Raw genomic sequence first — 23,757 nt, 5'->3', positions numbered from 1 at the left:
GAACTCTTGACACTCCCACGGCTAAAGCACGTGGGATTCTTGCTTCACAGCGCTGTGCCGACTGATTAGGGTCGGTCTTACCTGCGCTCCACAAGCGTTTAGCGTCTCGGCGTGCCCCGCCGCGACAAGCTGTTTAAGTCCTTCTACTTTGATGTTGTGCGCCGCATTCAGGTCGCGGTCTATCACCGCACCACAGGCACACGTCCAAACCCTATCAGCGAGTGTCAGGGCGTCGTTGATAGCGCCGCACTCCATGTGCAGCTTGGAACTTGGGAAAAACCTGTCTATGACTGCCAGGTGCTTTCGATGCCACACCGTTTTGTACTCGAGTTGCCTACGGAACTCTCCGAGGGCCGCATCAGACACGCTCTTGGCTAGCTTGGTTCTCGCCATGCCTTTGAGCGATAGGTCTTCGATACAGATACCCTCATAGCCCCTCACTAGGGAGGTGGTCATCTTATGGAGAAAGTCTTGACGTTTGTTCCTGACTTTCTGATGGATACGAGCTAGCTGCTGTCTGGCTCTATCACGGTTCTTGCTTCCCTTCTGCTTGCGAGAGAGCGCCCTTTGTGCGCGTTTCAGCTTCTTCTCGGCGGCGCGGTAGTGCTTGGGCGGCGCTTCCCGTTCACCACTGGAAAGGACAGCGAAGTCTTTGAGCCCGAGGTCTATGCCTACGACGTTCTCAGGCTTGGCGGGCGGTAGTGGCACGTCCGGCATTTCAAACTCGGCCGTCAGCGTCACATACCACTTGCCGGTGGCGTCGCGCTTGAAGGTGGCCGACTTGGTTTTGCAGTCAATGTCTTGAGACTGGCGGATGCGTACCCAGCCGATTTTAGGAACGTAGACCTTGCCATCTTCAACCTTGACCCGTTGCGGAATGCGGAAGCTCGGCATCTCTCGCTTGCGCGACTTGAACCGAGGAAAGCGCGAGCGTTTCTCAAAGAAGTTCTTGAAGCTGCGGTCAACGTCCTTGAGCGCCTGTTGAAGGAGCTGCGAGTCAACGCCCTTAAGCCACCCGGTTTCAGGTTGCTTTTTCAGGTCGGTTAGCTCGCTTGAAAGCTGCTTGGCACTGATGCCCTCCTTGTTCGCCTCATAGAAGTCACGACGCCTAGCCAGCGCCCAATTGAACACGAAGCGTTTCGCCCCAGCCATCTGGCACAGCAGTTCTTCCTGCGCCTTTGTGGGGCGCATCTGGAAGCGGTAGACCTTGCGAAGCAGCATCAGCGTTTCCTCTGCTCTGCAATATACCGCTCAATCGTCTGGGAGCTGACGTTACCAGCGGTCGAAACGAAATACGAGCGCGTCCACAGACTACGCAACCGCGCCAGATGTGGAAACTCCTGCCGCAACTTGAAGGAGGTGTAGCCCTTGAGATGACGAACGATGCAATCCACCGAGGTGCTGGGGTCAGCGCCGATGAAGAGATGGAGGTGGTCGGGCATCACCTCTAAGGCGATGACCTCCCACCCCATCCGTTCGCACTTGTCGTTAAGCAGTTCGCTGAGCCTGTCACTGACGCGCCCTACCAGCAGCTTCTTGCGGTACTTCGGTATCCACACGAGATGGTAGTTCAAGAGGAATACCGAGGTGGTCTTGTGCTGGTAGGCGCGGGGCATCAGAGAAAGTCCCCTACCCGGCTGTTGGCGAGTTCTACGCCCCGTTTCAGTGCCTCTCGCACCAGTTCGACAATACGAAGGTCGTTGTCGGAGAGGAACTTGTACTCCTGCACAAGCTGTTCAGTGCAGTTCTCGAGGAGGGCTTCAAGTGGGGTGCAATGGCAGCCCGGCAGGGTATTGGCCGCCTGTTTGATGGGGCTGCTCATTAGAGCAACCCCAGGATGTCGAGAGCTTCTTCATCGGATACCGGCTCGTTGTAGCCTTTGGCTTCGCGGCGAGCGTGGTGCTCGGCTTGCCAGGTGCGCCAGTCGCGGAGTGATGCTTGCTCGGCTTCGGTTGGGAGGTTCGTGCTATCGTTCATCTTGATTCCCCTTAACGGAATTTCTGAGCGGCGTGTGCTTGGCGGCTATGCCGCTCAGATGCTTTAAGTATACACAATATGGTGACGGCTGTCAACATGTTGTGGTGACGATGCTGCTATACTGTCTTCATGACTGACTCCATTAGACAAGCTGTTAAAAGGCGAATTGACGAGCTTGGGAAAAGCCAAGCCGAGGTGGCGCGAAGTCTAGGATTGCAGCGGCAGTATCTAGGCCGAATGCTAAACGAACACGTTGGAGAGGTTCCTGAAAGCTGGCAGCAACTTCTTGACGCTCTAAACCTCGAACTCTACGTCAGAGAAAAACCCTCGACTGCGAACAGCCAGAAGAGCTAGCTCTTGCAGAGCTAGTTGGGGGGCTGCTACATCCCACGGCTAAAGCACGTGGGTTTTGCAGCCCCCCATACCCCCAACTTCTATAAGAGCGCTCCAAGCCGCCTCCGTGGAGGTTCATCCGGGCGCTACCTGGAAGCTCTTATGCGACGCTCCCATAGGGTGGGCAGTTAGGCAGGCAGCCGCCCTCGACGCTTCAACCATCGTCGTGACCGACAATCCCTGTCCGGAGTACTGCCTCTTCCTGGTTGAGCAGCGCCCCGCAGCGGTGGTGAGCAACCTCGTCCTTGATGACGTCATCGACGCGTTTGACGCCGTACGGCGCGGAACCCGGTTGTACCCAACGTTAAAGACATCGCTGACGGCGGCCGAACGTACGACGCTGCATCTCATCGCTCAGGGACATCACATGCGTGACATCGCCAGATGGCGCGGAGTGGGTATTAACTCCGTCCGGAACACAGTTTCCGAGCTCTACAGCAAGCTCCAACTCGACTCGCACGTCAAACTAGCCCTCTACTACTACGGTTGCTGGGACATCCTGGAGCTAGAGCACGGCTGGCGTCCTCAGCACTATTTAGAGACCTACTTGTAACGTTAGACCCATCACATGATACCCGCCACTTGGCAAGGTTTTTAAAGAAGCGTACTGTTCGGCCATGAAAAACCCTGAGGCGGCACCTAAAAACCGGTACGTTGTCTTCACAGTTTTCTGCCCCTCACTGCTCATAGCGTGTCCCAAGCAGAGGTTGCACTCACCCGAACTTGCGGGGAAAGCTTTTTTGCAGGGTGAAATGCAGCGCTTCGAGGCTCTAGGGACGCTCCCTGCAAGGGCGAACCTAGGGCGAGATAAGGGGCTGGATCGTGATCCGTCCAGGTGCGGCTGCCTGCGGGATTGTCTATTGCGCGGGGTGTCTGCTACGGTAACTGCCGACGCAAAAAAACCATATAGACGCCGTCCATCCCATGACGACCTCTCGTTGATAAAGAACGAAACAGTGGAGCGTGCTGGAAGCGGGGCTACCGGCTGGCTTCGCTGCGCTTAAGAGGAGCACGCATCGCGTTCGCCCCGACAGACCGCAGCATCGCCACCTCTACCTCGTTTACAGGGCTGCGGCGGTGAGCTGGGGTCGCCGCTACGCAAAAGACGGACACAAACCACCAGCGGGAGAGGAGAACAAAACTGGCGATGTGGAAATCCACTTTCAGCGATGAACTCTACTACGATGGTGTTTTTGAGACAACCATTGGCGTCAGCTTGCTACTCTGCGCCCTCCTCGTCCTCTTGGTAGAACTTTTACCGACGACCTTCCGTCCCTACGTTTTCGTGCCCTTTGTCGTCATCCCTTCTCTGCTATTTCGCGGAGCAGCCTCGTTGCAGAGGCGGTTACAGGGCGCTCAGACCACAAAAGGCGGCGACGGGCAGACCTCCAACAGAGGGGGTTTCGTCATAGGCTTCTCTCTAGTCTTCGCGCTTTTTGTGACCCCGTTCTTCTTGCTACCCGACGCGTTTATCGTCAATGAGGGGCTCCCCATCTACTTGGGTGCTCTTATGGGGGTCGTCTTCCTTTACAACTACCGTGGTGGAAAACGTTTTTACGTGTACGCTCTGCTTTCACTCGCTTCGGGTAGCGTCGCCACGGCGCTGCCGATAGGACGTTCGGGAGGGCTTGCGTTGCTGTTGACCGTCACCGGATCTGCGCTCTTCGGCGCAGGCCTTGTGCGGCTGCTGCGTTACATGAGACGCTAACTAGCGGACGCGGCTGGGTCACCAAAGGGCGCGCCATGTACCCTCACCTACACTTAACGGCGTCGTCTGCAGGAAAACGCGTAGACTATGGGAGATGTCACCCTGTTGGCGGCCGCTCACCGCCGCACCCTTCCCTTTAGCTGAACGCCCTACAGGGGCGCCTACGCGCTCAGATGTGGCGCGTTTTCCGGGCACGTGACGCTTTTTCGCGACCGCCGCGACGCCGGGCGTCGCCTCGCCGCTGAGCTCGGCCGCCTGGGCGCTGCCGCGCTAGGGCCAGACGTCTTCGTGCTGGCGCTGCCGCGAGGCGGCGTGCCGGTCGCTTTCGAGGTCGCTCGAGCGCTCGGCGCGCCCTTGGACGTCTTCGTGGTGCGCAAGCTCGGCGTGCCGGGGCACGAGGAGCTGGCGATGGGGGCGATCGCCTCGGGCGGCAGCCGCGTGCTTAACGAGGAGATCATCTCGAGCCTCGACCTTTCGGAGCGTACGGTCGCGGAGGCCGCGGCGCGCGAAGCGCGCGAGCTCGCCCGCCGCGAGGCGCTCTACCGCGGCGCGCGCCCCTTTCCCGACCTCACGGGGCGCGCGGTGATCGTCGTCGATGACGGCCTCGCGACGGGGGCGACGATGCGCGCGGCCGTCACGGCGCTGCGGCGCGAAGCCGACGCGGTCGTGTGCGTCTTCTCCCCCGAACCCTTTTGGGGTGTCGGGCGCTGGTACGAACACTTTCCGCAGACGAGCGACGCGGAGGTGCAGGCGCTGCTCGAGCGCGCGCGCAAGAGCGCCTAGCGCGGCGTTTGGCGGGCGCGCGTAAACGTGGCGCGCCGCCGCGATGTCGCGCGCTCGCAAGGCGTATCGTGCGGCATGCAGGCGTGGCGGCGTCCCGGTCGGTGGCTCGCACTCTGGTGGCTCGTGGGCGCGCTTGCGCACGCCGAGAGCTACACCCTCCACCTCGACCCCGCGAGCGTCATCACGTACGAGGCGACCACCCCCTTCGAGAGGTGGCGGGGACAGGCCCCCGTCGCGAGCCTCAGCGGGTCGTTTGACGACCGAGACGTCGCCGGGAGCCTAAGGCTGACCGTCACGCTCGAGCCAGGCGCCTTCCGCTCGGGCATCGCGATTCGCGACATCAACGCGCAGCGCACGGTCTTTCGCACCGACGCGTACCCCCTTATCACCTTTACGCTGACCCAAGCGGAGCTCGCGGGCCCCCTCCCCCCCGGCAGCACCCAAGCGGCGCGCGTCACCGGTACCCTCGCCATGCACGGCGTCGAACGCACCATCACCGTCCCCGTCACGGTGAGGCGGGCGCAGAACGCCCTTACCGCGACGGGGGCGTTCGCGGTGCGGCTTAGCGACTACGACATGCACCGCCCGAGCTTTCTGTTCGTCACCGTCGACGACACCGTGCGGCTCGAGTTCGACATCACAGCGCGCCTCGAGCCCGGCTAGCGCGGCGCCCCCACCTCGGCCTCGGTGGCCGACTGCCGGTAGGGCGTGTCCTCGGGCTCCTGCCCCGGCACGCGGCCGTAGGTCGCGGCCATCTCCGCGAGCGCCGGAGCGACCCACGGCGCGAGCTGCCCCTCACGCAGGCGCCAGCTCCAGTTGCCCTGCGCCGCCCCGGGGGTGTTCATGCGCGCCTCCGAACCCAGCGAGAGGACGTCTTGCAGGGGGATGATGGCGTACTTGGCGACCGAGCCGTAGGCCAGGCGGATGAGCTCCCACGGCACGGCGCTGTCGTCGCGCCCTAAGTAGCGCCGCACAAAGTCGCGCTCGGCCTCCGGCGCGCTGCGGTACCACCCGAGCGTGGTGTCGTTGTCGTGGGTACCCGTGTAGACGACGCAGTTGCGCGTGTAGTTGTGCGGCAAGTAGGGGTCGGCGCCGTCGGCGGCAAAGGCGAACTGCAACACCTTCATGCCGGGCAAAGCGTTGTCGTCGCGCAGCTTTTCGACCTCCGGCGTGATGATGCCCAGGTCCTCGGCGATGATGGGGAGCTCGCCGAGCGCCGCCTTGAGGGCGTCGAAGAGGGCTTGGCCAGGGCCTTTGACCCAGCGCCCACGCTCCGCCGTCGGCTCCTCGGCCGGGATCTCCCAGTACGACTCGAAGCCCCGGAAGTGATCGACGCGGATGAGGTCGTAAAAGTCGAGCGACGAGCGAAAGCGCGCGATCCACCAGGCGAAGCCGCGCTTCTCCATCTTTTTCCAGCGGTAGAGGGGGTTGCCCCAACGCTGCCCCGTGGCGCTAAAGTAGTCGGGCGGCACGCCCGCGACCACCTCGGGGTTACCGGCTTTGTCGAAGTAGAAGAGCTCGGGGTTCGCCCACGCGTCGGCGGAGTCGAAGGCGATAAAGATGGGGATGTCGCCGATGATCTTGATGCCCTTTTCGTTGGCGTAGAGCCGCAGCGCAAACCACTGCTCGTAAAACATCCACTGCCAGACCTTGTAGCGCAGCACGGCGTCTTCATGCTCGGCCTCAAAACGCGCCAAGGCCCGCTTTTTCCGCGTCCTTAGGTCCTCGTCCCAGGCGTTCCAGGGCCGCCCATCGTGGTGGTCTTTAAGGGCCATAAAGCGCGCGTAGTCGTCGAGCCAGTAGCGCTGCGCCTCGCAAAAGCGCTCGAACGACGCCTCCTGCGAGGGGCTGGCGTGCGCGCGAAAGTGCTCGAAGGCGCGGCTCAGAAGCTCCAGCTTAAAGGGGATGACCTGGCCGTAGTCCACGCGCCCCTCGGGGAATGCGGGCGCGTCGGCGAGCGCGCTCGCCGCCAGCAACCCCGCCTCGACGAGCTTGTCCAGGCTGATCAGGTAAGGGTTGCCGGCAAAGGCGCTAAAGCTCTGGTAGGGGGAGTCGCCGTAACCGGTCGGCCCTAATGGAAGAACCTGCCAGAGGTGCTGCTCGGCGGCCGCCAAAAAGTCGACCCAGCGGTACGCTGCGGCGCCCAGGTCGCCGATACCGTGCCCGCCGGGGAGCGACGTGGGGTGTAACAGGAGTCCAGCTGCACGTTCCATAGATCCTCTTTTCGTGTGGGGCCCGGCTCCGCCGGCGGCCCGCGTAGCCTGCGGCCTAAGCCTACTGGCTGCGGGCCACGGCTCACAACCCCGCTACTTCTCAAACGGTTTGCCGATAGCCCGCGGCGCCGTCGCGCGACCGATAAAACCGGCCAACACGAGCATCGTGAGGATAAACGGCAGGCTCTGCACGATGGTCGGCGGCATGAGCTGCCCCCCGCCCAAAAGCGTCGCGGCGGCCTCGAACGCGCCAAAGAGGAGCGTCGCGCCGAGCACCCCCAAAGGGTGCCACTTGCCGAAGATCAGCGCGGCTAAGGCGATAAACCCGCGCCCGCCGGACATCTCGGCGATAAATTGGTTGAGCGTACCGATGCTCAAGTAGGCCCCACCCAACCCCGCCAAGACCCCCGAGATGATGACGCCGTAGTAGCGCATCCTTTTCACGTCGATGCCGACGCTGTCGGCCGCTTCGGGGTGCTCCCCGACCGCGCGCAGCCGAAGCCCGAAGGGGGTGCGGAAGAGCACCCACAAGGAGACGGGGACGAGCACAAAGGCGAGGTAGACGATCGGCGAAAACGAAAAAGCGCCCGCGCCCCACTCCGGCAAGCGGTTGCGGATGGGCTCGCTGTTGGTGGCGTTGTCGTAGAGCCCAGTCAGGATCACTGCGGGCAGCCCGATGGCCATGAGGTTGATCGCCACCCCCGAGATGATCTGATCAGCTTTGAAGCGGATCGAGATGACCGCGTGCAGCCAACCGACGAGCCCGCCGACGAGCGCCGCGGCGAGCACCCCGAGCCAGGGCGCGTACGGGACGGCCGCTTGCGGGTTCTGCGCGAGCGCGGGGAGTTCGGCGAAGCGGGCGGTGACCGCAGCGGCGAGCGCGCCGAAGAGGATAATGCCCTCGAGCGCGATGTTCACGACCCCCGAACGCTCGCTAAACATGCCGCCTAGAGCGGCCAACAACAGCGGCGTCGTCGCGCGCAGCGCCGAGGCGATCAGGGTCGCGAGAAGGGCTGTCTCGATCATGCGCCGCCCCCCCTCGAGGGTGCCCCAGGCGGGTCCAGGGGCTCCTTGGCAACCGCGTGCACCCCGGGTTCGCGAGTGGGGCTCGCCCCCACACCCGCCGCGGTCGCCGCGGGCTCCGCAGGACCCGGCGCGCGGCGCAGCGGGTTGGTCAGGCGCTCGGGCAAAAAGCCGCGCGCCGCGATAAAGAGCACCACCAAAGCCAGCACCATGTTCACCACATCGCGGGTCAGGTCGGGGAAGGTGATATTTAAAACCGAACCGCCGTTTTTAAGTACGCCGAAAAGAAACGCCGCGAGCACCACCCCGAGGGGGGTGTTCTGCCCAAGGAGCGCCACGGCGATACCGTCAAAGCCGTCGGAGGTGGGCAGCGACTGGCGCAGGGCGAAGTCCTCCAAGGCGCCCCCGAGCACGTAGTGGCAGGCGGTAAGCCCCGCGAAGGCGCCGCTCAGCGCCATCGTCCAGACGATATTGCGCGGCAAGTTGGCGCCGCCGTACTCGGCCGCTTTGGGCGCCAGACCGACCGCGCGCAGCTCGAAACCCCAGTTGGTCCGCCAGAGGATCACGTACATCAGCGCGGCCGCCCCCAGAGCGATGAGAAACGACACGTTGAGGTTGGAGGGGGGCACCGTCATGGGGCGCGCCGAGAGGCCGAGCGCGGCCAAGAGGGCGTAGAAAAGCGCACCGAGGCCGAGCGCCAGGAGGAGCCGCTGCGGCCAGCGCAGACGGCGGGCGCGCCCGAGCAGCCAGAACACAAAAGGCACGGCGGCGAGCGCGAGCGGCAGCGCGACGTTGACGGGCACCACCGCCGCGCCGAAGGTGCCGGGCGGCACCCCGACGAGGTCGGGGACCCTGGGCAGGCGCGCGGCCTCGGAGAGCTCGTGCGTTTTGGGCTCCGAGCCCGGCGCTTTAAACGCCAGCCCCAGGTTGACCGGCGCGTCCCCCTCGCGGGGGAGCCCGGCGAAGACCATCACCAAGAGCAGCAGAACGCCTAGCACGGCGAACGAGCGCCGCGGCGCCGCCCCCAAACGGCGCCGAATAGGCCGCGCGAGGCTGAGCGCTACCAGCGCGAGCGCGAAAAGGCCCACGGCGGTAAAGATGCGCAGCACGGGGGCGGCGAACACCTGCTGCGACGAGAGCAAAAACAGGAGCAAGGAGGCCGCGATGTAGTTGAGCAAGATCGTGTTGATGACCTCGTTCGCCCCGAAACGCGCTTTGAGCCACCCCGGCAACGCCCCCCACAGACCGCCCCCGACCGCCGCCGCGAGGATCGCTAGAGGGAGCACGAAAGGGCGCGGGCCCGGCAGGTAGATCCCGACCACGGCGGCGAAGATCGCCCCGAGCACCATCTGCCCGGGCGCACCGATGTTAAAGAGCCCCGCGCGAAACCCGAAAGCCACCGCGAGCCCCGTAAAGATGAGCGGGGTGGCGAACTTGAGCGCCTCCATAAACCCCGCCGCGTTCCCGAGCGACGAGGCGAACAGGCTCAAGTAGGCGTACCAGAGGACGTCGAGCCGCCCCGCGAGGTACATCACCGGCCCAGAGACCGTGACACCGCCGCCCGTGGGCGTCGGTTGCAGCGCCAAGATGACCACCGCCGCCGCCACGAGTGCGAGCGCGATCGAGGCCGCGGGCACTGCCACCGCCGCCCCGACGCGGCCGAGCGCGCGGCGCGCCCACGAGAAGCGGTAGAGCCCCAAGAGGAGCGCGAGCCCCCCCACCGCGAAGCAGAGCGCCGCCGCCAGCCCCGACGAGGTCGCTTCGTAGGGGAGGCTGCGAATGCGCAGGCCGGCGCCGCGCAGCGCCTCGGCGAGTTCGTCGACCTCCAACCCCTCGGCCTCCGCCAACACCGCCCGCAGCGCCTCGGCGTCGACGCGGCGGCCCGGGTCGGCGAGCTCGAGCTGGGCGCTGCGCACGAGCTCCGCGAACTGCGCCCCTTGGGTCGCGCGCGACACCCCCTGCAGACCGACCACCGTCGTCGTCAGCAGCACGAGCCCGGCGCCGAGCCAGAGTGCTTGACGGCGGCGCTCCGGCAGCGCCGCCCCCCCCGCGATCGCCACGAGCGAGAGGGCGCAGATCGCGAGCACCGCCCCCTGCCCCGGCACCGTCACGCCTTCGGTGCGTCCGGTAAAGTCGACCGTGCGGTTGGGCAGCAGCAGCAGCGTGCCGCGCGCGCCGGTCTCACGGTTGATGGCGGCCCAGGGGGCGAAGACGAGGCTGAGGAGCGTGAGCGCGGCGAGGGCTGCTAAAAGGGCGCGTTCATTCACGCGACCATTTTACGGTACGGGCGGGGGTGCCGCTTGAGGTCGGCGTGAAAACCGCTAACGCCGCACGAGCACGCCCGCGCGCACGAGCGCGGCAAAAAGCGCCCGCTCGCGCGCCCCCGCGTCCTCTGGCGCCGGCTCCTCGGTCAGCAGCAGGTAGCGAAACCCCGCCCCCAGGATCGCCTCGCGGGTGCGCGCCACAAAACCGCGCACCGCCTCGCGGTAGAGCCGCACCTCGTCGGGGCCGACCTCGAGCCGCGCCTCCCCTTCGGCGTCCAACAGCTCCAAGAGCCCCGGTTCGGGCTCGAGGTCGGCGCGCGCCACGAGGTGCAAAAACGAGGCGTCGAAACCGCGCGCGCGAAGCGCCGCGAAGGAGCTGCGCAGCGGGGTCTCGCTAAAGAGGTCGGAGATCACAACCGCGAGCCCCGCCCCGGGGGCGCGCGGCGCGCGGCGCACAAAGTCGGTGATCGCCACGTCCGGCGCCACCCCCGGCTTTTCGGGGGCCGCCGCGTCGACCCAGCGCGCCAGCGCCTGCCGCTGCACCCCCGTGTGCGCCGGCGGGCTCTGCACCCCGCTAAAGAGGTGTACCTGCGTGCGCGCCCCCTGCGCGGCGTAGATCAAAAGCTGCGCGAGGCGCCGCGCCGCCTCGAGCTTGCCGCCTAAGGCCATGCTCGCGCTCGTGTCGAGGAGGATGTGCACCGCCGCCGTCCGCTCGGCCTGGTAGAGCCGGGTGTAGAGGCGGCCCGTCCGCCGGTAGGCGTTCCAGTCGACGTAGCGGGGTTCGTCGCCGGGCCCGTAGGGGCGGACGTCGAAAAACTCCAGGCTCTGCCCCGCCTCGTGCGCCAGCCGCTCGCCGACGAGGGTGCCCGTTGCCCTCGAGGCGAGCGTGTAGCGGGGCAACAGCGCGCGGGTGCGCTCGGAGATCACCGCTAGCGACCGGCGCGGCCTACCCCACCGACCTTGCGCAGCAGCTCGGCGAGCACCGCGTCGCTGCTCGCGCCCTCGACCTCCGCCTCGAAGGAGAGCAGCAGCCGGTGCCGTAAGGCGGGCAGCGCCGCGCGGCGCAGGTCCTCGAGCTCGACGTTGGGGCGACCGGCGGCGAGCGCGTAGCCTTTGGCCGCCAAGACGATCGCCTGCGCGCCGCGCGGCGAGGCGCCGAGCCGCACCAGGGGGTGGGCGTGGGTCGCCTCGATCAGCTCCACGACAAACGCGAGCGCCCGGCTCGAGACCGGCACCGCCCGCAACAGGCGCTGCAGCTCCAACAGCTCGCCCTGCCCGAAGATGCGCGGCACCCGCCCCTCGTGGGCGCCCGTGGTGGTCTCTAGGATGCGCGTTAAGGTGGCCGCGTCGGGGCGCGGCACGAGCAGCTTGAAGAGGAAGCGGTCGAGCTGCGCCTCGGGGAGCGGGTAGGTGCCCTCCATCTCCAGGGGGTTTTGCGTCGCGAGCGTGCAAAAGGGGCGCGGCAGCGGGTGCACGGTGCCCGCGACGGTCACCGAACGCTCCTGCATCGCTTCGAGCAGCGCCGACTGGGTCTTGGGGGTCGCGCGGTTGATCTCGTCGGCTAGGAGCACGTTGTGAAACACCGGCCCCGGTTGAAACTCGAGCCGCGCGCGCCCCGGCTCCTCGCTTAAGAGCACGGTGCCGGTCACGTCCGACGGCATGAGGTCGGGGGTAAACTGGATGCGCCCGAACGAGAGGTCAGTCGCCTCGGCAAAAGCGCGCACGAGGCGGGTCTTGCCGAGCCCCGGCGCCCCCTCCAAAAGCGCGTGCCCCCCCGCTAGAACGACGATGAGCAGGTCCTCGATCATCGCCTCTTGGCCGACGATCACCTCGCCGATGGCGTCTTTGAGGACCTTGAAGCGCTCGGCGAAAACGGTCGGTGCGGCTCTTCCCTGCCCGGTGGTCTCCGTCACGATGGCCCCAGCCTACCACGAGGCGGCGCTCTCGCGCCGCCTCGTGGCGTTTTTCTGACCCAGTGGTAAAGGGGTCACGCGCTTGGCGAAATATCGTAGCGAAATGTAGTAGCAAGTCACCCTGATCTCATCTAGAGCCCCTAACGTTGACGGGTGATGTCGCAAAAAGCCTCCCCCCCCACACGATCAGCCAGGGTTTGGTCGACGCTCACCCCATACCTCGCCGCGTGCCTCGTCGCGCTGCTCGCCGCCTGCGCGCAGACGCCCTCGGCTTCGCCCCCCCCCGATGAAACGGCGCCGCCGAGCACCGAACAACCCGAAGAGCCACAGGACACGAGTCTCGACCGGCTCCGCCCGCGCATCATCTTCGACACCGACCTCGGTTACGACGCCGACGACGCGGGCGCCCTCGCGGTGCTGCACGCGCTGGCCGACAACGGCGAGGCCGACATCCTCGCCACCATCACCGTCGTCGGTGACCCCTATAGCGCCGGCGCGCTCTCGGTCATCAACACCTACTACGGCCGCCCCGAACTCCCCGTGGGCGCCTACATGGGCGAGCGCTGGCTCGACGCCTACCCCTACTGGTTCGAAGACGGCAGCGACTTTTTAAAGCCCCTCGTCGAGGAGTACCCGAGCCCGATCCGCACGCGCGACGAGGCACATGAAGCGGTGTCGCTCTACCGCAAGACGCTCGCCGCGCAACCCGACAACAGCGTGACAGTCGTTACCGTGGGGTTTTTGCAGAACCTCGCCGACCTCTTGGCCTCGGGCCCCGACGAGCACAGCCCCCTTAGCGGCGCCGACTTGGTCGCGCAGAAGGTCAAGGAGCTCGTCGTCATGGGCGGCGAGCACCCCGAAGACAGCGAGAACATCGAGTTCAACTTTCGCGGCGGCCCCGAAAACGACGGCCGCGCCACCCAGACTGTCGTGCGCGACTGGCCGACGCGCATCGTCTTTAGCGGTGCGGAGATCGGCAACGCCGTTCTCACCGGCAGCGGCCTCGCCGACACCCTCCCGGACAACCCCGTCGCGCGCGCCTACGAGCTCTACCCCGGGACGAACGCTTTGGGCGAGCGCCAGAGCTGGGACCTGACGGCCGTCCTCTACGCGGTGCGCGGCGCCGGTGAGCTGTGGACCGTCCTCGAAGACGAGCACATCGAGGTCTTCGAGGACGGCTCGCACCGCTGGCACCCCGGCGCGGCCGACCCCGTGCGGGCGTTTTTGGCGTTTCAAACCGACCCCGATGACGTCAAGAGCGTCCTAGACGAGCTGCTCGTGCAGCCCCCGCGCGCTGCGGCGGCGCCCTGAGCGCTCCCCTTTCACCACGCTCGACAGAGGGCGCCACACGCTAGGTGGCGCCCTCTGTCGTGGTCCCTCCTCGGGGGCTCGGTAGCTTACCCTTGCACCGCCTCCAAAAACCACCCCGGCAGCCGCGCGCGCTGCCGCCTCACGAACGCCCCGAAGTCGGCGTCCAAAACGTAGGTCACGGCGAAGTCGTCGCGGCTCCGGACGCTCCGCCCGTACGCCTGCACGACGGTCAGACAGGTGCGCCAGTCGTACCAGGCGGGGTCGAGCTCGCGGCGGCGGGCGATCTGCGGGTCGCCCAGGTACGGGTAGGGCAGTTTGCAGATGACCTGCCACCTCGAGAGGTCGCCGGGGAGGTCGATCCCCTCGGTCATGCTGGGGGTGAGGAGCACGGTCGGCTGGCGGCTCCGGAGGTGCTTGTCGAGCGCCGCCTCACGCCCCTCGGCGCTGTCGTGCGTGACTAGGCGCGCGGCGTGGCGTTTGGGGAGGTAACGAGCGATATAGGCGGCGATCTTATAGGTGTGGGTGTGAATGACCCCTTTGTCCTCGGGGTGCGCCTCGAGGAGCTCGATGATTTCGTGGACCAGTTTGGGCAGGTCGCGCTCGAGGTGGTGCCGTGTCAGCCGGGCGACCGGCCGCGGGTAGATGGGCCGGTTTTCGGGCGGAAAGTCCGAGGCGATGGTGATGACCTCGGCGTCGCCCGGGTCGATGCCCAAGCTGCGCAGGTAGGTCGGCGGGTCGAGGATGGTCGCTGAGAGCATCAGAACCCGCTCGCCAAAGCGGAACATCAGCTCTTCGGCAAAGGCGGCGACCTTGACGGGCTTTAAGGTGACGCTCTGCCCGCCGCTGCCGCTCGTGCGCAGCGCGACCCACTCGACGTTCTCCTCGTCGCGGCTGTACGCCAAGAGCTCCAGGCGGGCCAGCTGCGACTCCAACCACCCCTTGTGAGCGAGCAGCTCGAGCGCCGTCTCGGTCGGCAGCCTAGCGCCTTTAAGCTGCGCCTCGAGCTCGCGGCGCCTGCTCCTAAAAAGCGGCACGAGGTCCTCGGCGACCTCGAACCACTCGTTCTCATCGAGCACCACGGGCAGCGCCTCACCGATCCCCACCCGCCTAAGCTGCGCGTCGGAAAAGCTCACCTCGACGAAGCTCATAAGAGCCCCCTCGGCGTTATGCGCTTCGTCCAGCACGAGCAGCTCGCGGGGTCCGAAGCCTCCCTGGTAGTTGAGTTCGGTGAGGTAGTAGGCGTAGTTGAGCAGCGTGCCAGACGCCGCCATCGCCGCCTCCTTGGCGCAGAAGTAGGGGCAGTCGTCGCACTCGGGAAACTTCCGACCGGCGATGCAGGGGGCGGCGGCGGCGTGGGTCGGCGCCACCAAGCAGCGGTAGTTGGCGCGGCCTTTCATGAGGGCAAGCTCGGGAAAGTCGCGCGCGTACTGGTCTTGCAGGAGTTTTTGCGCCGTTACAAGGTAGGCGCTGCTCGCCTCGCGGGCGAGCGTCACCGCCACCCCCGACTTCCCCGAACCGGTCGGCGCTTCGATCACCACAAAACGTTTGCCCCGCGCGAACGCCTCGCGCGCGGCGGCGATCGCCTCGAGCTGGCCCTTGCGGGGGACCTTGAACGGAAACAGCACGCCCTACAGCCTAGCACCTTGGGCTTTCGAGGTGCTCCTAAAGCGGCGCGTGGAGTGCGCTTCACCCGAACGCACCCCACGCCCCTTGCGTGCGACCTTCAATCAGTCATCAGTCTTCTAGCACCAGCAGCTCGACGTTGCGGTAGCGCACCCCGGTGTTGCGCGCCTGAAAGGCGATAAACCCCTCTGTGCGGGGTGAGCCTTCGAGCGTCGGGTTGCTCGCCCGCACGACCTCCTGCCCCTCGACGAGGTGCACGATCTCCTCGGGCGTCACGACGAGCTCGACCTGGGTCCAACCCTCATCGTTTTGGAGCGTCGCACTCCGCACCACCTGGACGAAGTTGCCGGGCGGGGTGGTGACGGCTTCGCCACCAGCGCTGTAGACGAGCGGCGTCGCCGAGGCGTCCTCGACGGTGGTGTCGACCGACACCCCGCTCAAAAGCCACAGGTCGCCCGTAACCCCCTCTTGGATGTCGAGCTCGGCGCTGCGCGGCCAGTTGCCGCCCACGTCGTCGGCGAGGTAGAAGACCCCGCTGATACGCCCCTCGTCGGGGCCGCTAAAGTCCGCTTCGCCCCAGGCATACTCGAAGCGCAGCCGGAAGTGGCTGTAGCTCGCCTCGCTCCGCAAGTAGCCCAGGTCGCGCGCCGAAGCGGGCACCTCGAGCACGTGCAACACGCCGTCCTCGACGCGGAAGATACCGCCCGGATCCTCCCCCGGCGCGGCGTTGCGGATGCGCGGCGTCCACCCCTCCAAACCGTCGGCGAACACCGGCACCCACTCGGCGGCGTCGGGCGCGTCAGCACCGGGTTCGTCGCCGGGTTCATCGCCAGGGCCGTCTCCGGGGGGCGGTTGCGGGCTCTCGTCGCCCGGCGGCGGGGTCGGTTCGGCGGGAGCGGCGGGTTCGGTAGCGCACGCCGCCAAGAGAAGCGTCGGCAGCGCGAGCGCGAGCAGCGTGCGGGTCACACGGTTGTCGGTCATGGTGCCAATGTAGGACGCGGCGGCGCGGCAAACTGTGGGCCCTTGGATAGTCCCCGAAAGCAACGTGTGCTAGGGCCGCCGCACGGCAACGGCAGGGGCAGCCTAGCGCGTAGTATGTGACACCCCCTAGCGCCCCTGCAAGTACCCCTCGACGTCGACGGTCAGCGCTTCGACCGCGAAGCGCTCGCTGCGCAGGGGCGAGGGGCCGCGCTCGGTGCGCGCGAGCACCACCCGGTCGGCGAGCACGGCGTCCCCCTCGACGCGCAGCGGGCCCACGAGCGCCACCTCCGTCCCCGCGTCGGCGCCCGCGCTGGTGCAGGTGTAGGTGAGGCGCTCGCCCCCTGCGGCGAGCACCTCACCCTCCCCGCTGTGGCGGCACTCGGTGCCGCCGTAGAGGCGCAGCTGCGACACCCTCCCCTGCACCGCCTGCCGCTCCAAGGGTGCGCCACTGGCGGCGTGGCGCTGAACGAGGGTCACGGCGGCGACGGTCTCCTCGGTGATGCGCGGCATCCCGATGAGCCCCGCTTCAAAGGCGGGGTCGAACTCGCAGACGAAGTGCACCGTCTCGCCGCCGACGCGTAGGGCGCGCGCGTCACAGACCGTCCCGTAGAGCTCCACGGCGGCGAGCGGCTCCATCAACTCGCCCCCAGCCCGCGCCACCGTCAAGGGGGTCGAGGCGACCACCCACGCCACGGCAGCACCCCACACGAACACCTCAAGGCTCTTCCGACGCATCTCGTCCTCCTGCTCCTCGCCACCCCGACTCGTCACCAGGCTAGCACGTTGATGTGTAAAATACACAAGTTACACATTAACGAGGTTAAGGGTGAGGAGGGTCGCGCGTCGGCGGCCCCTGCCAGGGGGGCTTTGTAGGGCGGCGCGGGGCACTCCTAAGCCCCGTGGCGTACAAGGGGCTATGAAGCTCCGCTACCTGGGCTACCCCTGCACCAACGTCACGCTTGGCGCGACGACGGGGCGCACCTTAAGGCTCGCCAACCTTAAAGAGCCGCGCCTGTCGGCGGTGATCCGCGAAAACCTCGCCACGCTGCGGAGGCTGCTGCTCTGGAACGTAGAGCGCGGCATCCGATTTTTTCGGGTCGCCTCGTCGGTGATCCCGCTCGCTTCGCACGAAGCGTTCCCCCTCGACTGGCCGGTGCAGTTCGCCCCCGAGCTCGCCGAGGTCCGCGCGCTCGTCGCAGAGCACCACCTTCGGCTCTCGATGCACCCCGGCCAGTACACCATCCTCAACGCCCAGCGCCCGGAGGTCGTCGCGGCGGCGGTGCGCGAGCTCGAGTACCACGCTGCCTTTCTCGCGGCTACCGATCCCCGCAGCGGCACCATGACGCTGCACGTCGGCGGGGCTTACGGCGACAAGGGATCGGCCAAACGGCGCTTTGCGGAGAACGCCGCCCTGCTCTCCCCGGAGGCGCGCTCGCGGCTCATTCTGGAGAACGACGACCGCACCTTTCACGCCGGCGACGTTTTAGAGCTCTGCGAAGCGCTCCAGCTGCCGATGGTCTTCGACTTTTTGCACCACAAGCTCAACCCGGTCTCAGAAAGCTGGGAAGCGGAGCTGGTGCCGCTGTTAGCGCGCGCGGTGGCGACCTGGGACGCCTCGAGCCTAGCGGCCAAGGTCCCCAAGTTCCACCTCTCATCACCCCGCGACCTCTCCACCGCGCACGCCGACTTCGTCGAGCCGGTCGATTTTCTCCAGGTCACGGACGCGCTCGCGCAGTTTGGCGGCGACGCCCCTTTTGACCTCATGCTCGAGGCCAAGCAAAAGGACGCCGCCCTCTTGCGGCTCCTGCGGGCACCCGAGCTGCGCGGCGTGATCTCCGCGGCCCACTAGCGGCCACGGCGCGACCCCGCCGTGGCGCCAAGCGCGTGCGCGTCCTCGCGGGGCGGCAGCGCCAGGTCGCCGCAGCGATTGCAAAAGCGCGCGGAAGATGCTAGCGTAGACTTCCCTAAGCGTTAGGGCTTAGGTGGTCGCGCCGCTGCGCCTAGGTGCGGGTCGCCGACCCTACACGGTGGATGTAGCTCAGCCGGTTAGAGCACCGGATTGTGGTTCCGGGGGCCGTGGGTTCAAATCCCATCATCCACCCCAACGGTGTACAGGTACCACCCACGACCCGTGGTACCCGCGAGGCTAAAGGGGTATCATCTTCTACGCGAAGGTGATACCTTCGTTCTTGCGACACGGCATCTGCTGCAGGCGAGGATGGCGGAATTGGTAGACGCGCTAGACTTAGGATCTAGTACCGCAAGGTGTGTGGGTTCAAGTCCCATTCCTCGCACCACTCGGGCAAGCTAACGCTTGCCCTTTTTTGTAGCGTCCCCGCTCTGCCGCGCACGCCCAAACGCGCCCCGGCCGACCCTCACACGTGCGCGCCGCTTGTTAGACTAGACCGTTTGGCGGCCGCTGCTAGGCGTCGCGGCCCAGCTACGACCAGGCCCCCCAGGCTACTTTCGAGGAGTACCTATGCAGACGCAGATGTTGGAAAAAGACGCTCACCGCGCGAAGTTCAAGGTTTCAGTCCCCGCCGAGGCGGTAACCGACACCTACGAGCGCGTGTTGCGCGAGCTCGCGCGGCAGGTGCGCGTCCCCGGTTTTCGTCCCGGCAAAGCGCCGCGCGGCGTCATCGAGGCGCGCGTCGGCAAAGACGCGGTCGCCCAAGAGGTGCGCGACGCGCTCGTCCGCCTGCACCTCCCCCAAGCCGTGCGGGAGCTTTCGCTGACCCCCATCGCGCAGCGCGTACACGCTCACGAACCGGTCGAGGGGGAGGCCTACAGCTTCGAGGTCGACGTCGAGCTCTACCCCGAAGTCACCCTGCCCGAGCTCTCCGAAATCGTCATCGACACGGAAAAGCCCCCCCTGACCGAGGAGATGGTGCAAGAGGCTATCGAGAACCTGCAGCGCCAGCACGCCACGTTGATCCCGGTCGAGCGCCCCGCCGAGGCGGGCGATCACCTCGTCCTGGAGCTCGCGGGCGGTGAGGAGGGTTCGACGCTCCCGGTCGACCTCGACGCCGTCTCACCGGCGTTCGCCGAGCAGCTTTACGGCAAAGCCATCGGCGACGAGGTCGAGGTGACGCTCGACCAACCCGACGAGAACGAAGCCGGCGAGGACGCGGAGCTAGAGGCGGCGCGCGCCGCTGACACGTCCGAAGAGCCCGCCGCAGTCGACGCGGAGACCGACGCGAACACTGGCGCGGGCAGCAACGAGGGCGCCGCTACGCCCCCGACGCTGCGCGTCGTGATCAAAGACATCAAGGCCAAAGAGCTCCCCGAAAGGGGCGACGAGTTCGCCCAGACGCTCGGCTTTGCGACCTGGGCGGAGGTCGAAGCGCGCGTCCGCGAGTCCTTGGCGGCGCAGCTCGAGCAGGAAGCGTTCTCGGCGCAGCGGGAGGAGTTCACCGAGAAGCTCACCCTGGAGAGCAACCCGCACGTCCCACAGAGCCTCAAAGAGCGCCGCAAGGCCGTGCTCTTGCAGAACCTCGCGCGCGACCTCGAGGGGCGCGGCCTCAGCATGCAGGCGTACCTGGAAAAGCTCGACCAGGAAGAGAAACGCGCCGAGTTCGAAGCGGAGCTCGAAGAGGCCGCCGAGAACGCCGTCAAACGCGACCTGGTCTTGGAGAAGCTCCTCGAAACGCGCGGTACGCGGCTCTCGGACGCGGAGTTCGAGGCGGCTCTGGCCTTTATGGCGCAGCAGCAGGGGAGCACCCCCGCCAAACTCCGCCAGGAGCTCGGCGAACAGGGGCTCGCCAACTACCGCTTCTTGCTCACCCGCGACAAAGCCGTCCGCGAGAGCCTGCGCGAACTCTTGGGGGCCGACGCGGACGCCGAGACGGCACCCGAGACGGCCGTCTCGGTCACCTCGAGCGGCGCCGCCGAGGACGCGTCCTCCGAGAGCGTCCAGTAACCCTAGCGAGGCGCGCACCGACACACCTCACCCCGCACCCGTCGCCTCAGTGTCCGGCAGCGGGTGCGGGCCCTTCGACCCGAGGAGCTTGCTCATGCCCCTAGTCCCCTACGTCATCGAGCAGACCGGACGCGGCGAACGGATGTACGACGTCTACAGCCGCCTGCTAAAAGAGCGCATCATCTTTCTGGGTACCCCCATCGACTCGGAGGTCGCCAACGTCGTCGTGGCGCAGCTGCTGCTCCTCGACTCGCAGTCTTCCGAGCAGGAGATCAACCTGTTTATCAACTGCCCCGGCGGCGAGGTCTATGCGGGGCTCGCGATCTACGACACCATGCAGTTTATCTCCGCCCCCGTCGCCACGACCTGCGTCGGCATCGCCATGTCGATGGGTTCGATTATCCTCATGGCGGGCGCTGAGGGCAAACGCGCGGCGCTCCCCAACAGCCGCGTGATGATCCACCAGGGCTCGGCGGGCTTTCCGCGCAGCAGCCTGCCCGACCTCGAGGTGCAGGCGCGCGAGTTTATGTTCGTGCGCGACACCATCTTGGGGTTGTACGAGCGCCACACCGGCCAGGAGCGTGAGAAGATCTTGCGCGACATGGAGCGCGACTTTTTCATGTCGCCCGAACAGGCCAAAGCGTACGGCCTCATCGACCGGGTGATCGAACCGCGCAGCGTCAAACGCTTTAGCCCCGCCCCCTTGCCCGGAGACCAGGGGTAGTGGCGCAAGCGCGGTGCAACTTCTGCGGGCGCACCCACGCCGAGGTGCGCCACTTGGTGGCCTCCGAGAGCGGTATCACGCATATCTGCGGCGACTGCGTCACGCGCATCGCGCAGGTGCTCGAGCAGGCGCGCGCGCGTCCGAGCGCCCCCCCGCGGCTCGTCACCCCCCGCGAGGTCAAAGCGCAGCTCGACGCCTACGTCGTCGAACAAGAGGCCGCCAAAAAGACGCTCGCGGTCGCTGTTTTTAACCACTACCTCAGGCTGCAACACCCCGACTCGGAGCTGCAAAAGGCGAACATCTTGCTGCTCGGGCCGAGCGGCACCGGCAAGACGCTCCTCGCGCAGACGCTCGCCCGCATCTTACAAGTGCCTTTCGCCATCGCCGACGCGACCACCCTGACCGAAGCCGGCTACGTCGGCGACGACGTCGAAAACATCCTCGTGCGGCTTTTGCAGACCGCCAACTACAACGTCGAGGCGGCCGAGCGGGGCATCATCTACATCGACGAGATCGACAAGATCGCTCGCAAAAGCGAGGGCACGAGCATCACCCGCGACGTCTCCGGCGAGGGGGTGCAGCAGGCGCTCCTCAAGATCATCGAGGGGGCCGTCACCTACGTGCCGCCGCAGGGGGGGCGCAAACACCCCCACCAAGAGCTCGTCGCGATCGACACGACCAACATCCTGTTCATCTGCGGCGGCGCCTTCGAGGGGCTTGAGGACATCATCCGCAACCGCGTCGACGTCTCCAAAGTCGGCTTTAACTACGACGGTGAGGGGGACCGGGGTGCGGTCACCGCCCAGGTCATCCCCGAAGACCTCGTGCGTTTCGGGCTGATCCCCGAGCTGATCGGGCGCTTGGCGGTCACCGCGACCTTAGAGGAGCTCAGCCTCGAGGCGCTCGTCGACGTGCTCACCCAACCCAAAAACGCCCTCGTCAAGCAGTACCGGGAGCTGTTTCGGCTCGAGGGGGTCGAGCTGACGTTTAGCGAAGGGGCGCTCTACGAGGTCGCGCGGCGCGCCAAAGCGCTCGGTACGGGGGCGCGGGGGCTCCGTTCGGTGCTCGAAAAAACGCTTTTGGAGCTGATGTTCGAGGTACCGGGCAGCGACATCACGGCCGTCAACATCACCCTCGAGAACCTCGACGACCCGCAGCTCATCCTGGCACAAGCCGAGAGGCGCCGCACCGCCTAAGCGGCGTCAACCATGCAACCATAACGCCAGCCGGCAGCTTAGCGCTGCCGGTTTTTTTGGGTTGAACCTTTCGGGAAGCCGCCACCCTCCCAGAAGGCGCGGGTTTGCCGACGTTCGCGCCGACGTTGCGCCGCAACAGCACCCTTTAGTCGCCGCAGAGGCCGGCCGCGAGCGCGGGCGCCGCACCGAGGCGCACCCTGGCCCCCAGGAGGTTGAGCCGCTCTGCGAGGCGCTCGTAGCCGCGGCGGATATACTGCACGCCGGTGATCGTCGAGTCGCCGTGAGCAGCCAAAGCGGCGATCACCAGCGCGCCCCCGGCGCGGATGTCGGCGGCGTGCATGGTGGCGCCGCGCAGCACCCCGCCGTGAATCACCAGCGTGCGCCCATCGAGCTCGAGCTGCGCCCCCGTGCGCGCAAGTTCACCGACGTGGGTGAAGCGGTCGGGGTAGACGCGGTCGGTGACCACGCTGCGGCCGGGGATGGTCGCCAGAAAGGCGCCAAACGGCGCCTGCAGATCCGTGGGCAGACCGGGGTACTCGAGCGCCGTGATGTCGGTCGGTTTGAGAGAACCGGTCGCGTCGACCGAGAGCCGCTCGGGCCCCTCCTCGCACACCCGCACCCCGGTCTCCTCGAGCTTGGCGATAACGGCCCGCAGGTGCTCGGCGCGCGCGCCCGTGAGGGTCACCCGCCCCCGCGTGGCCGCTGCGGCGAGCATCAGCGTCCCCGCCTCGATGCGGTCGGGTAGCGGGCGGTAGCGCGTCCCGCTCAGCGCGCTTACCCCGTCGATGGTGATCGTCGGCGTGCCCGCCCCCGCGATGCGCGCCCCCATGCCGTTCAGCATCGCCGCGAGGTCGGCGATCTCGGGCTCCAAAGCGGCGTTCTCGATGATCACCCGCTCGCTGCCCACGGCGCTCGCCAAAATGACGTTTTGCGTCCCACCAACGGTTGGCGCGTCGAAGAGCACCCGCCCCCTAAGTGGCTGAAGGCGGCGCGCGTGAAAGTCGCCTTTGGTCTCCTCGAAAGCGACCCCGAGCTGCCGAAACGCTTTGATGTGGCGGTCGACCGGGCGCGGTCCGAAGGCGCACCCCCCCGGCATCGACATGTGCGCTTCGCCGCAGCGGCCTAAAAGCGCCCCCATCGCCACGAAGCTCGCCCTCAAGGGGCTCACCAAGGCGTAGGGCGCTTCGCAGGTCACGAGCTTTGCGGCGTCGAGGTGAAGGTCACGCCCGCGCCAGGTGACGCGCGCGCCGAAGTGCCGCAGCAGGTCGCAGAGAGCGAGGATGTCGCTGAGCTGCGGCACCTCCTCGAGCACGACCTCGTCGCGGGTCAAGAGCGCACCCAGCATCAGGTAGAGCGCGGAGTTTTTGGCTGCGTGGACGCCGACCTCGCCGCGCAGGGGGACGCCCCCCGTCACAAAAAAGGCGTCATGATGAAGTTCCATAGTCTCCTTACAACCCTACCCAAGGGTCCGTACGCGAAGCACCCTGCGGGGCGTGCTTTAACTTAGCAGATTGCACGCCGCCGTGCAGGCCTTTGCTTGACACATTATCATGGGATTGTGTAAATTACACATCTCCATGAGCTACACAAACATAGTTTAAGTGCCGACTTCCGTACTGTCAAGGTGTGTAAGTTAATGCTACACTAGGGTATCGGGTGGTGCGGCGACGCTGTGGGCGCGTAACGCGCGGTGCGTAGTCGGCGGCCTCGGCTCCGGTCGCAGCGGCCC

At 66.6% G+C, this 23,757-nt stretch carries 23 protein-coding genes and 2 tRNA genes; 12 read left to right on the top strand and 13 right to left on the bottom strand.

Going from position 1 to position 23,757, the window contains the following annotated elements:
- Positions 1-21 precede the first annotated feature (21 nt).
- Genes TRAD_RS03085 through TRAD_RS16230 form a run of 4 tightly spaced genes read right to left on the bottom strand, consistent with a single transcriptional unit; the run spans position 22 to position 1,977 of the window.
- Positions 22-1,221, bottom strand: a complete 1,200-nt coding sequence (locus TRAD_RS03085; RefSeq protein WP_013177065.1) for an RNA-guided endonuclease TnpB family protein — start codon at positions 1,219-1,221, stop codon at positions 22-24.
- Positions 1,221-1,616 (bottom strand): IS200/IS605 family transposase, encoded by a 396-nt coding sequence (gene tnpA / locus TRAD_RS03080; RefSeq protein WP_013177064.1) that lies wholly within the window; start codon positions 1,614-1,616, stop codon positions 1,221-1,223. Before tnpA ends, TRAD_RS03085 begins: the two co-directional genes overlap by 1 nt.
- Positions 1,616-1,822 (bottom strand): hypothetical protein, encoded by a 207-nt coding sequence (locus TRAD_RS03075; protein WP_013177063.1) that lies wholly within the window; start codon positions 1,820-1,822, stop codon positions 1,616-1,618. The genes tnpA and TRAD_RS03075 overlap by 1 nt, the downstream gene beginning before the upstream one ends.
- Positions 1,822-1,977, bottom strand: a complete 156-nt coding sequence (locus tag TRAD_RS16230) for a hypothetical protein (RefSeq protein WP_013177062.1) — start codon at positions 1,975-1,977, stop codon at positions 1,822-1,824. Before TRAD_RS16230 ends, TRAD_RS03075 begins: the two co-directional genes overlap by 1 nt.
- Before the next feature lie 129 nt (positions 1,978-2,106).
- Here TRAD_RS16230 and TRAD_RS15945 point away from each other — a divergent pair, with 129 nt between their 5' ends.
- The 5 genes from TRAD_RS15945 to TRAD_RS15010 all read left to right on the top strand — a co-directional run bounded on the left by TRAD_RS15945 (position 2,107) and on the right by TRAD_RS15010 (position 5,524).
- Positions 2,107-2,331, top strand: coding sequence for a helix-turn-helix domain-containing protein (locus tag TRAD_RS15945; protein WP_148221172.1), 225 nt, complete (start codon positions 2,107-2,109; stop codon positions 2,329-2,331).
- Between the two features lie 106 nt (positions 2,332-2,437).
- Positions 2,438-2,923, top strand: a complete 486-nt coding sequence (locus TRAD_RS03070; RefSeq protein WP_013177124.1) for a LuxR C-terminal-related transcriptional regulator — start codon at positions 2,438-2,440, stop codon at positions 2,921-2,923.
- A gap of 594 nt (positions 2,924-3,517) precedes the next feature.
- Positions 3,518-4,078: a hypothetical protein gene (locus TRAD_RS03065; RefSeq protein ID WP_013177123.1), complete on the top strand. Its 561-nt coding sequence runs from the start codon at positions 3,518-3,520 to the stop codon at positions 4,076-4,078.
- A 195-nt stretch (positions 4,079-4,273) separates the two neighbouring features.
- Positions 4,274-4,861 (top strand): phosphoribosyltransferase, encoded by a 588-nt coding sequence (locus TRAD_RS03060; RefSeq protein WP_013177122.1) that lies wholly within the window; start codon positions 4,274-4,276, stop codon positions 4,859-4,861.
- 75 nt (positions 4,862-4,936) lie between these two features.
- Positions 4,937-5,524 (top strand): YceI family protein, encoded by a 588-nt coding sequence (locus tag TRAD_RS15010; RefSeq protein ID WP_013177121.1) that lies wholly within the window; start codon positions 4,937-4,939, stop codon positions 5,522-5,524.
- Here TRAD_RS15010 and malQ read toward each other — a convergent pair.
- From malQ to TRAD_RS03030, 5 genes are all read right to left on the bottom strand, one after another.
- The gene (malQ, locus tag TRAD_RS03050; protein WP_013177120.1) at positions 5,521-7,074 is read right to left on the bottom strand and encodes a 4-alpha-glucanotransferase; all 1,554 of its coding nucleotides are present in this window, start codon (positions 7,072-7,074) and stop codon (positions 5,521-5,523) included. The genes TRAD_RS15010 and malQ overlap by 4 nt on opposite strands.
- 93 nt (positions 7,075-7,167) lie before the next feature.
- Positions 7,168-8,100 carry an ABC transporter permease gene (locus tag TRAD_RS03045; RefSeq protein ID WP_013177119.1) on the bottom strand — a complete coding sequence of 311 codons (933 nt, stop codon included), beginning with the start codon at positions 8,098-8,100 and terminating at the stop codon, positions 7,168-7,170.
- On the bottom strand, positions 8,097-10,364 hold the full coding sequence (locus TRAD_RS03040) for an ABC transporter permease (RefSeq protein WP_013177118.1): 2,268 nt from the start codon (positions 10,362-10,364) through the stop codon (positions 8,097-8,099). The genes TRAD_RS03045 and TRAD_RS03040 overlap by 4 nt, the downstream gene beginning before the upstream one ends.
- Positions 10,365-10,418: 54 nt before the next feature.
- Positions 10,419-11,261, bottom strand: a complete 843-nt coding sequence (locus TRAD_RS15005) for a DUF58 domain-containing protein (RefSeq protein WP_185095194.1) — start codon at positions 11,259-11,261, stop codon at positions 10,419-10,421.
- A gap of 29 nt (positions 11,262-11,290) precedes the next feature.
- Positions 11,291-12,274 (bottom strand): AAA family ATPase, encoded by a 984-nt coding sequence (locus tag TRAD_RS03030; RefSeq protein WP_013177116.1) that lies wholly within the window; start codon positions 12,272-12,274, stop codon positions 11,291-11,293.
- A 156-nt stretch (positions 12,275-12,430) separates the two neighbouring features.
- On the opposite strand from TRAD_RS03030, the gene TRAD_RS03025 reads away from it, so the two are divergent.
- On the top strand, positions 12,431-13,585 hold the full coding sequence (locus TRAD_RS03025) for a nucleoside hydrolase (protein ID WP_013177115.1): 1,155 nt from the start codon (positions 12,431-12,433) through the stop codon (positions 13,583-13,585).
- A gap of 86 nt (positions 13,586-13,671) precedes the next feature.
- Here the strand turns inward: TRAD_RS03025 and TRAD_RS03020 are convergent, their stop codons facing one another.
- The 3 genes from TRAD_RS03020 to TRAD_RS03010 all read right to left on the bottom strand — a co-directional run bounded on the left by TRAD_RS03020 (position 13,672) and on the right by TRAD_RS03010 (position 16,924).
- Complete coding sequence (locus TRAD_RS03020) at positions 13,672-15,210, bottom strand: helicase C-terminal domain-containing protein (RefSeq protein ID WP_013177114.1); 1,539 nt, start codon at positions 15,208-15,210, stop codon at positions 13,672-13,674.
- Between the two features lie 109 nt (positions 15,211-15,319).
- Entirely contained in the window at positions 15,320-16,189 is an 870-nt protein-coding gene (locus TRAD_RS03015; protein ID WP_013177113.1) for a 3-keto-disaccharide hydrolase, read from the bottom strand.
- Positions 16,190-16,315: 126 nt separating this feature from the next.
- Positions 16,316-16,924 (bottom strand): hypothetical protein, encoded by a 609-nt coding sequence (locus TRAD_RS03010; RefSeq protein ID WP_013177112.1) that lies wholly within the window; start codon positions 16,922-16,924, stop codon positions 16,316-16,318.
- Positions 16,925-17,105: 181 nt separating this feature from the next.
- On the opposite strand from TRAD_RS03010, the gene uvsE reads away from it, so the two are divergent.
- The 6 genes from uvsE (at position 17,106) to clpX (ending at position 22,028) form a co-directional block, all read left to right on the top strand.
- Positions 17,106-18,038: a UV DNA damage repair endonuclease UvsE gene (gene uvsE / locus TRAD_RS03005; protein WP_013177111.1), complete on the top strand. Its 933-nt coding sequence runs from the start codon at positions 17,106-17,108 to the stop codon at positions 18,036-18,038.
- A 178-nt stretch (positions 18,039-18,216) separates the two neighbouring features.
- Positions 18,217-18,293 (top strand) — tRNA-His (locus tag TRAD_RS03000).
- Positions 18,294-18,401: 108 nt separating this feature from the next.
- A tRNA-Leu gene (locus tag TRAD_RS02995) sits at positions 18,402-18,486 on the top strand.
- A gap of 182 nt (positions 18,487-18,668) precedes the next feature.
- The gene (tig, locus tag TRAD_RS15000; RefSeq protein ID WP_013177110.1) at positions 18,669-20,108 is read left to right on the top strand and encodes a trigger factor; all 1,440 of its coding nucleotides are present in this window, start codon (positions 18,669-18,671) and stop codon (positions 20,106-20,108) included.
- Positions 20,109-20,202: 94 nt separating this feature from the next.
- The gene (locus TRAD_RS02985) at positions 20,203-20,832 is read left to right on the top strand and encodes an ATP-dependent Clp protease proteolytic subunit (RefSeq protein ID WP_013177109.1); all 630 of its coding nucleotides are present in this window, start codon (positions 20,203-20,205) and stop codon (positions 20,830-20,832) included.
- On the top strand, positions 20,832-22,028 hold the full coding sequence (clpX, locus tag TRAD_RS02980) for an ATP-dependent Clp protease ATP-binding subunit ClpX (protein WP_013177108.1): 1,197 nt from the start codon (positions 20,832-20,834) through the stop codon (positions 22,026-22,028). The genes TRAD_RS02985 and clpX overlap by 1 nt, the downstream gene beginning before the upstream one ends.
- Before the next feature lie 145 nt (positions 22,029-22,173).
- On the opposite strand, the gene murA is transcribed toward clpX, so the two are convergent.
- A complete protein-coding gene (gene murA / locus TRAD_RS02975; protein ID WP_013177107.1) occupies positions 22,174-23,469 on the bottom strand; it encodes a UDP-N-acetylglucosamine 1-carboxyvinyltransferase in 1,296 nt (431 codons plus the stop codon).
- Between the last annotated feature and the right edge of the window lie 288 nt (positions 23,470-23,757).

The sequence above is a fragment of the Truepera radiovictrix DSM 17093 genome (assembly GCF_000092425.1).
GTDB classification, from domain to species: domain Bacteria; phylum Deinococcota; class Deinococci; order Deinococcales; family Trueperaceae; genus Truepera; species Truepera radiovictrix.
This window is presented reverse-complemented; position numbering and strand designations above follow the sequence as displayed.

What these genes read in the sequence shown, in the direction of transcription:
- TRAD_RS03085 (WP_013177065.1), bottom strand. Translation starts at nt 1,221, where the DNA reads ATGCTGCTTCGCAAGGTCTACCGCTTCCAGATGCGCCCCACAAAGGCG.
- tnpA (WP_013177064.1), bottom strand. Translation starts at nt 1,616, where the DNA reads ATGCCCCGCGCCTACCAGCACAAGACCACCTCGGTATTCCTCTTGAAC.
- TRAD_RS03075 (WP_013177063.1), bottom strand. Translation starts at nt 1,822, where the DNA reads ATGAGCAGCCCCATCAAACAGGCGGCCAATACCCTGCCGGGCTGCCAT.
- TRAD_RS16230 (WP_013177062.1), bottom strand. Translation starts at nt 1,977, where the DNA reads ATGAACGATAGCACGAACCTCCCAACCGAAGCCGAGCAAGCATCACTC.
- TRAD_RS15945 (WP_148221172.1), top strand. Translation starts at nt 2,107, where the DNA reads ATGACTGACTCCATTAGACAAGCTGTTAAAAGGCGAATTGACGAGCTT.
- TRAD_RS03065 (WP_013177123.1), top strand. Translation starts at nt 3,518, where the DNA reads ATGTGGAAATCCACTTTCAGCGATGAACTCTACTACGATGGTGTTTTT.
- TRAD_RS15010 (WP_013177121.1), top strand. Translation starts at nt 4,937, where the DNA reads ATGCAGGCGTGGCGGCGTCCCGGTCGGTGGCTCGCACTCTGGTGGCTC.
- malQ (WP_013177120.1), bottom strand. Translation starts at nt 7,074, where the DNA reads ATGGAACGTGCAGCTGGACTCCTGTTACACCCCACGTCGCTCCCCGGC.
- TRAD_RS03045 (WP_013177119.1), bottom strand. Translation starts at nt 8,100, where the DNA reads ATGATCGAGACAGCCCTTCTCGCGACCCTGATCGCCTCGGCGCTGCGC.
- TRAD_RS03025 (WP_013177115.1), top strand. Translation starts at nt 12,431, where the DNA reads ATGTCGCAAAAAGCCTCCCCCCCCACACGATCAGCCAGGGTTTGGTCG.
- TRAD_RS03015 (WP_013177113.1), bottom strand. Translation starts at nt 16,189, where the DNA reads ATGACCGACAACCGTGTGACCCGCACGCTGCTCGCGCTCGCGCTGCCG.
- TRAD_RS03010 (WP_013177112.1), bottom strand. Translation starts at nt 16,924, where the DNA reads ATGCGTCGGAAGAGCCTTGAGGTGTTCGTGTGGGGTGCTGCCGTGGCG.
- uvsE (WP_013177111.1), top strand. Translation starts at nt 17,106, where the DNA reads ATGAAGCTCCGCTACCTGGGCTACCCCTGCACCAACGTCACGCTTGGC.
- tig (WP_013177110.1), top strand. Translation starts at nt 18,669, where the DNA reads ATGCAGACGCAGATGTTGGAAAAAGACGCTCACCGCGCGAAGTTCAAG.
- TRAD_RS02985 (WP_013177109.1), top strand. Translation starts at nt 20,203, where the DNA reads ATGCCCCTAGTCCCCTACGTCATCGAGCAGACCGGACGCGGCGAACGG.
- murA (WP_013177107.1), bottom strand. Translation starts at nt 23,469, where the DNA reads ATGGAACTTCATCATGACGCCTTTTTTGTGACGGGGGGCGTCCCCCTG.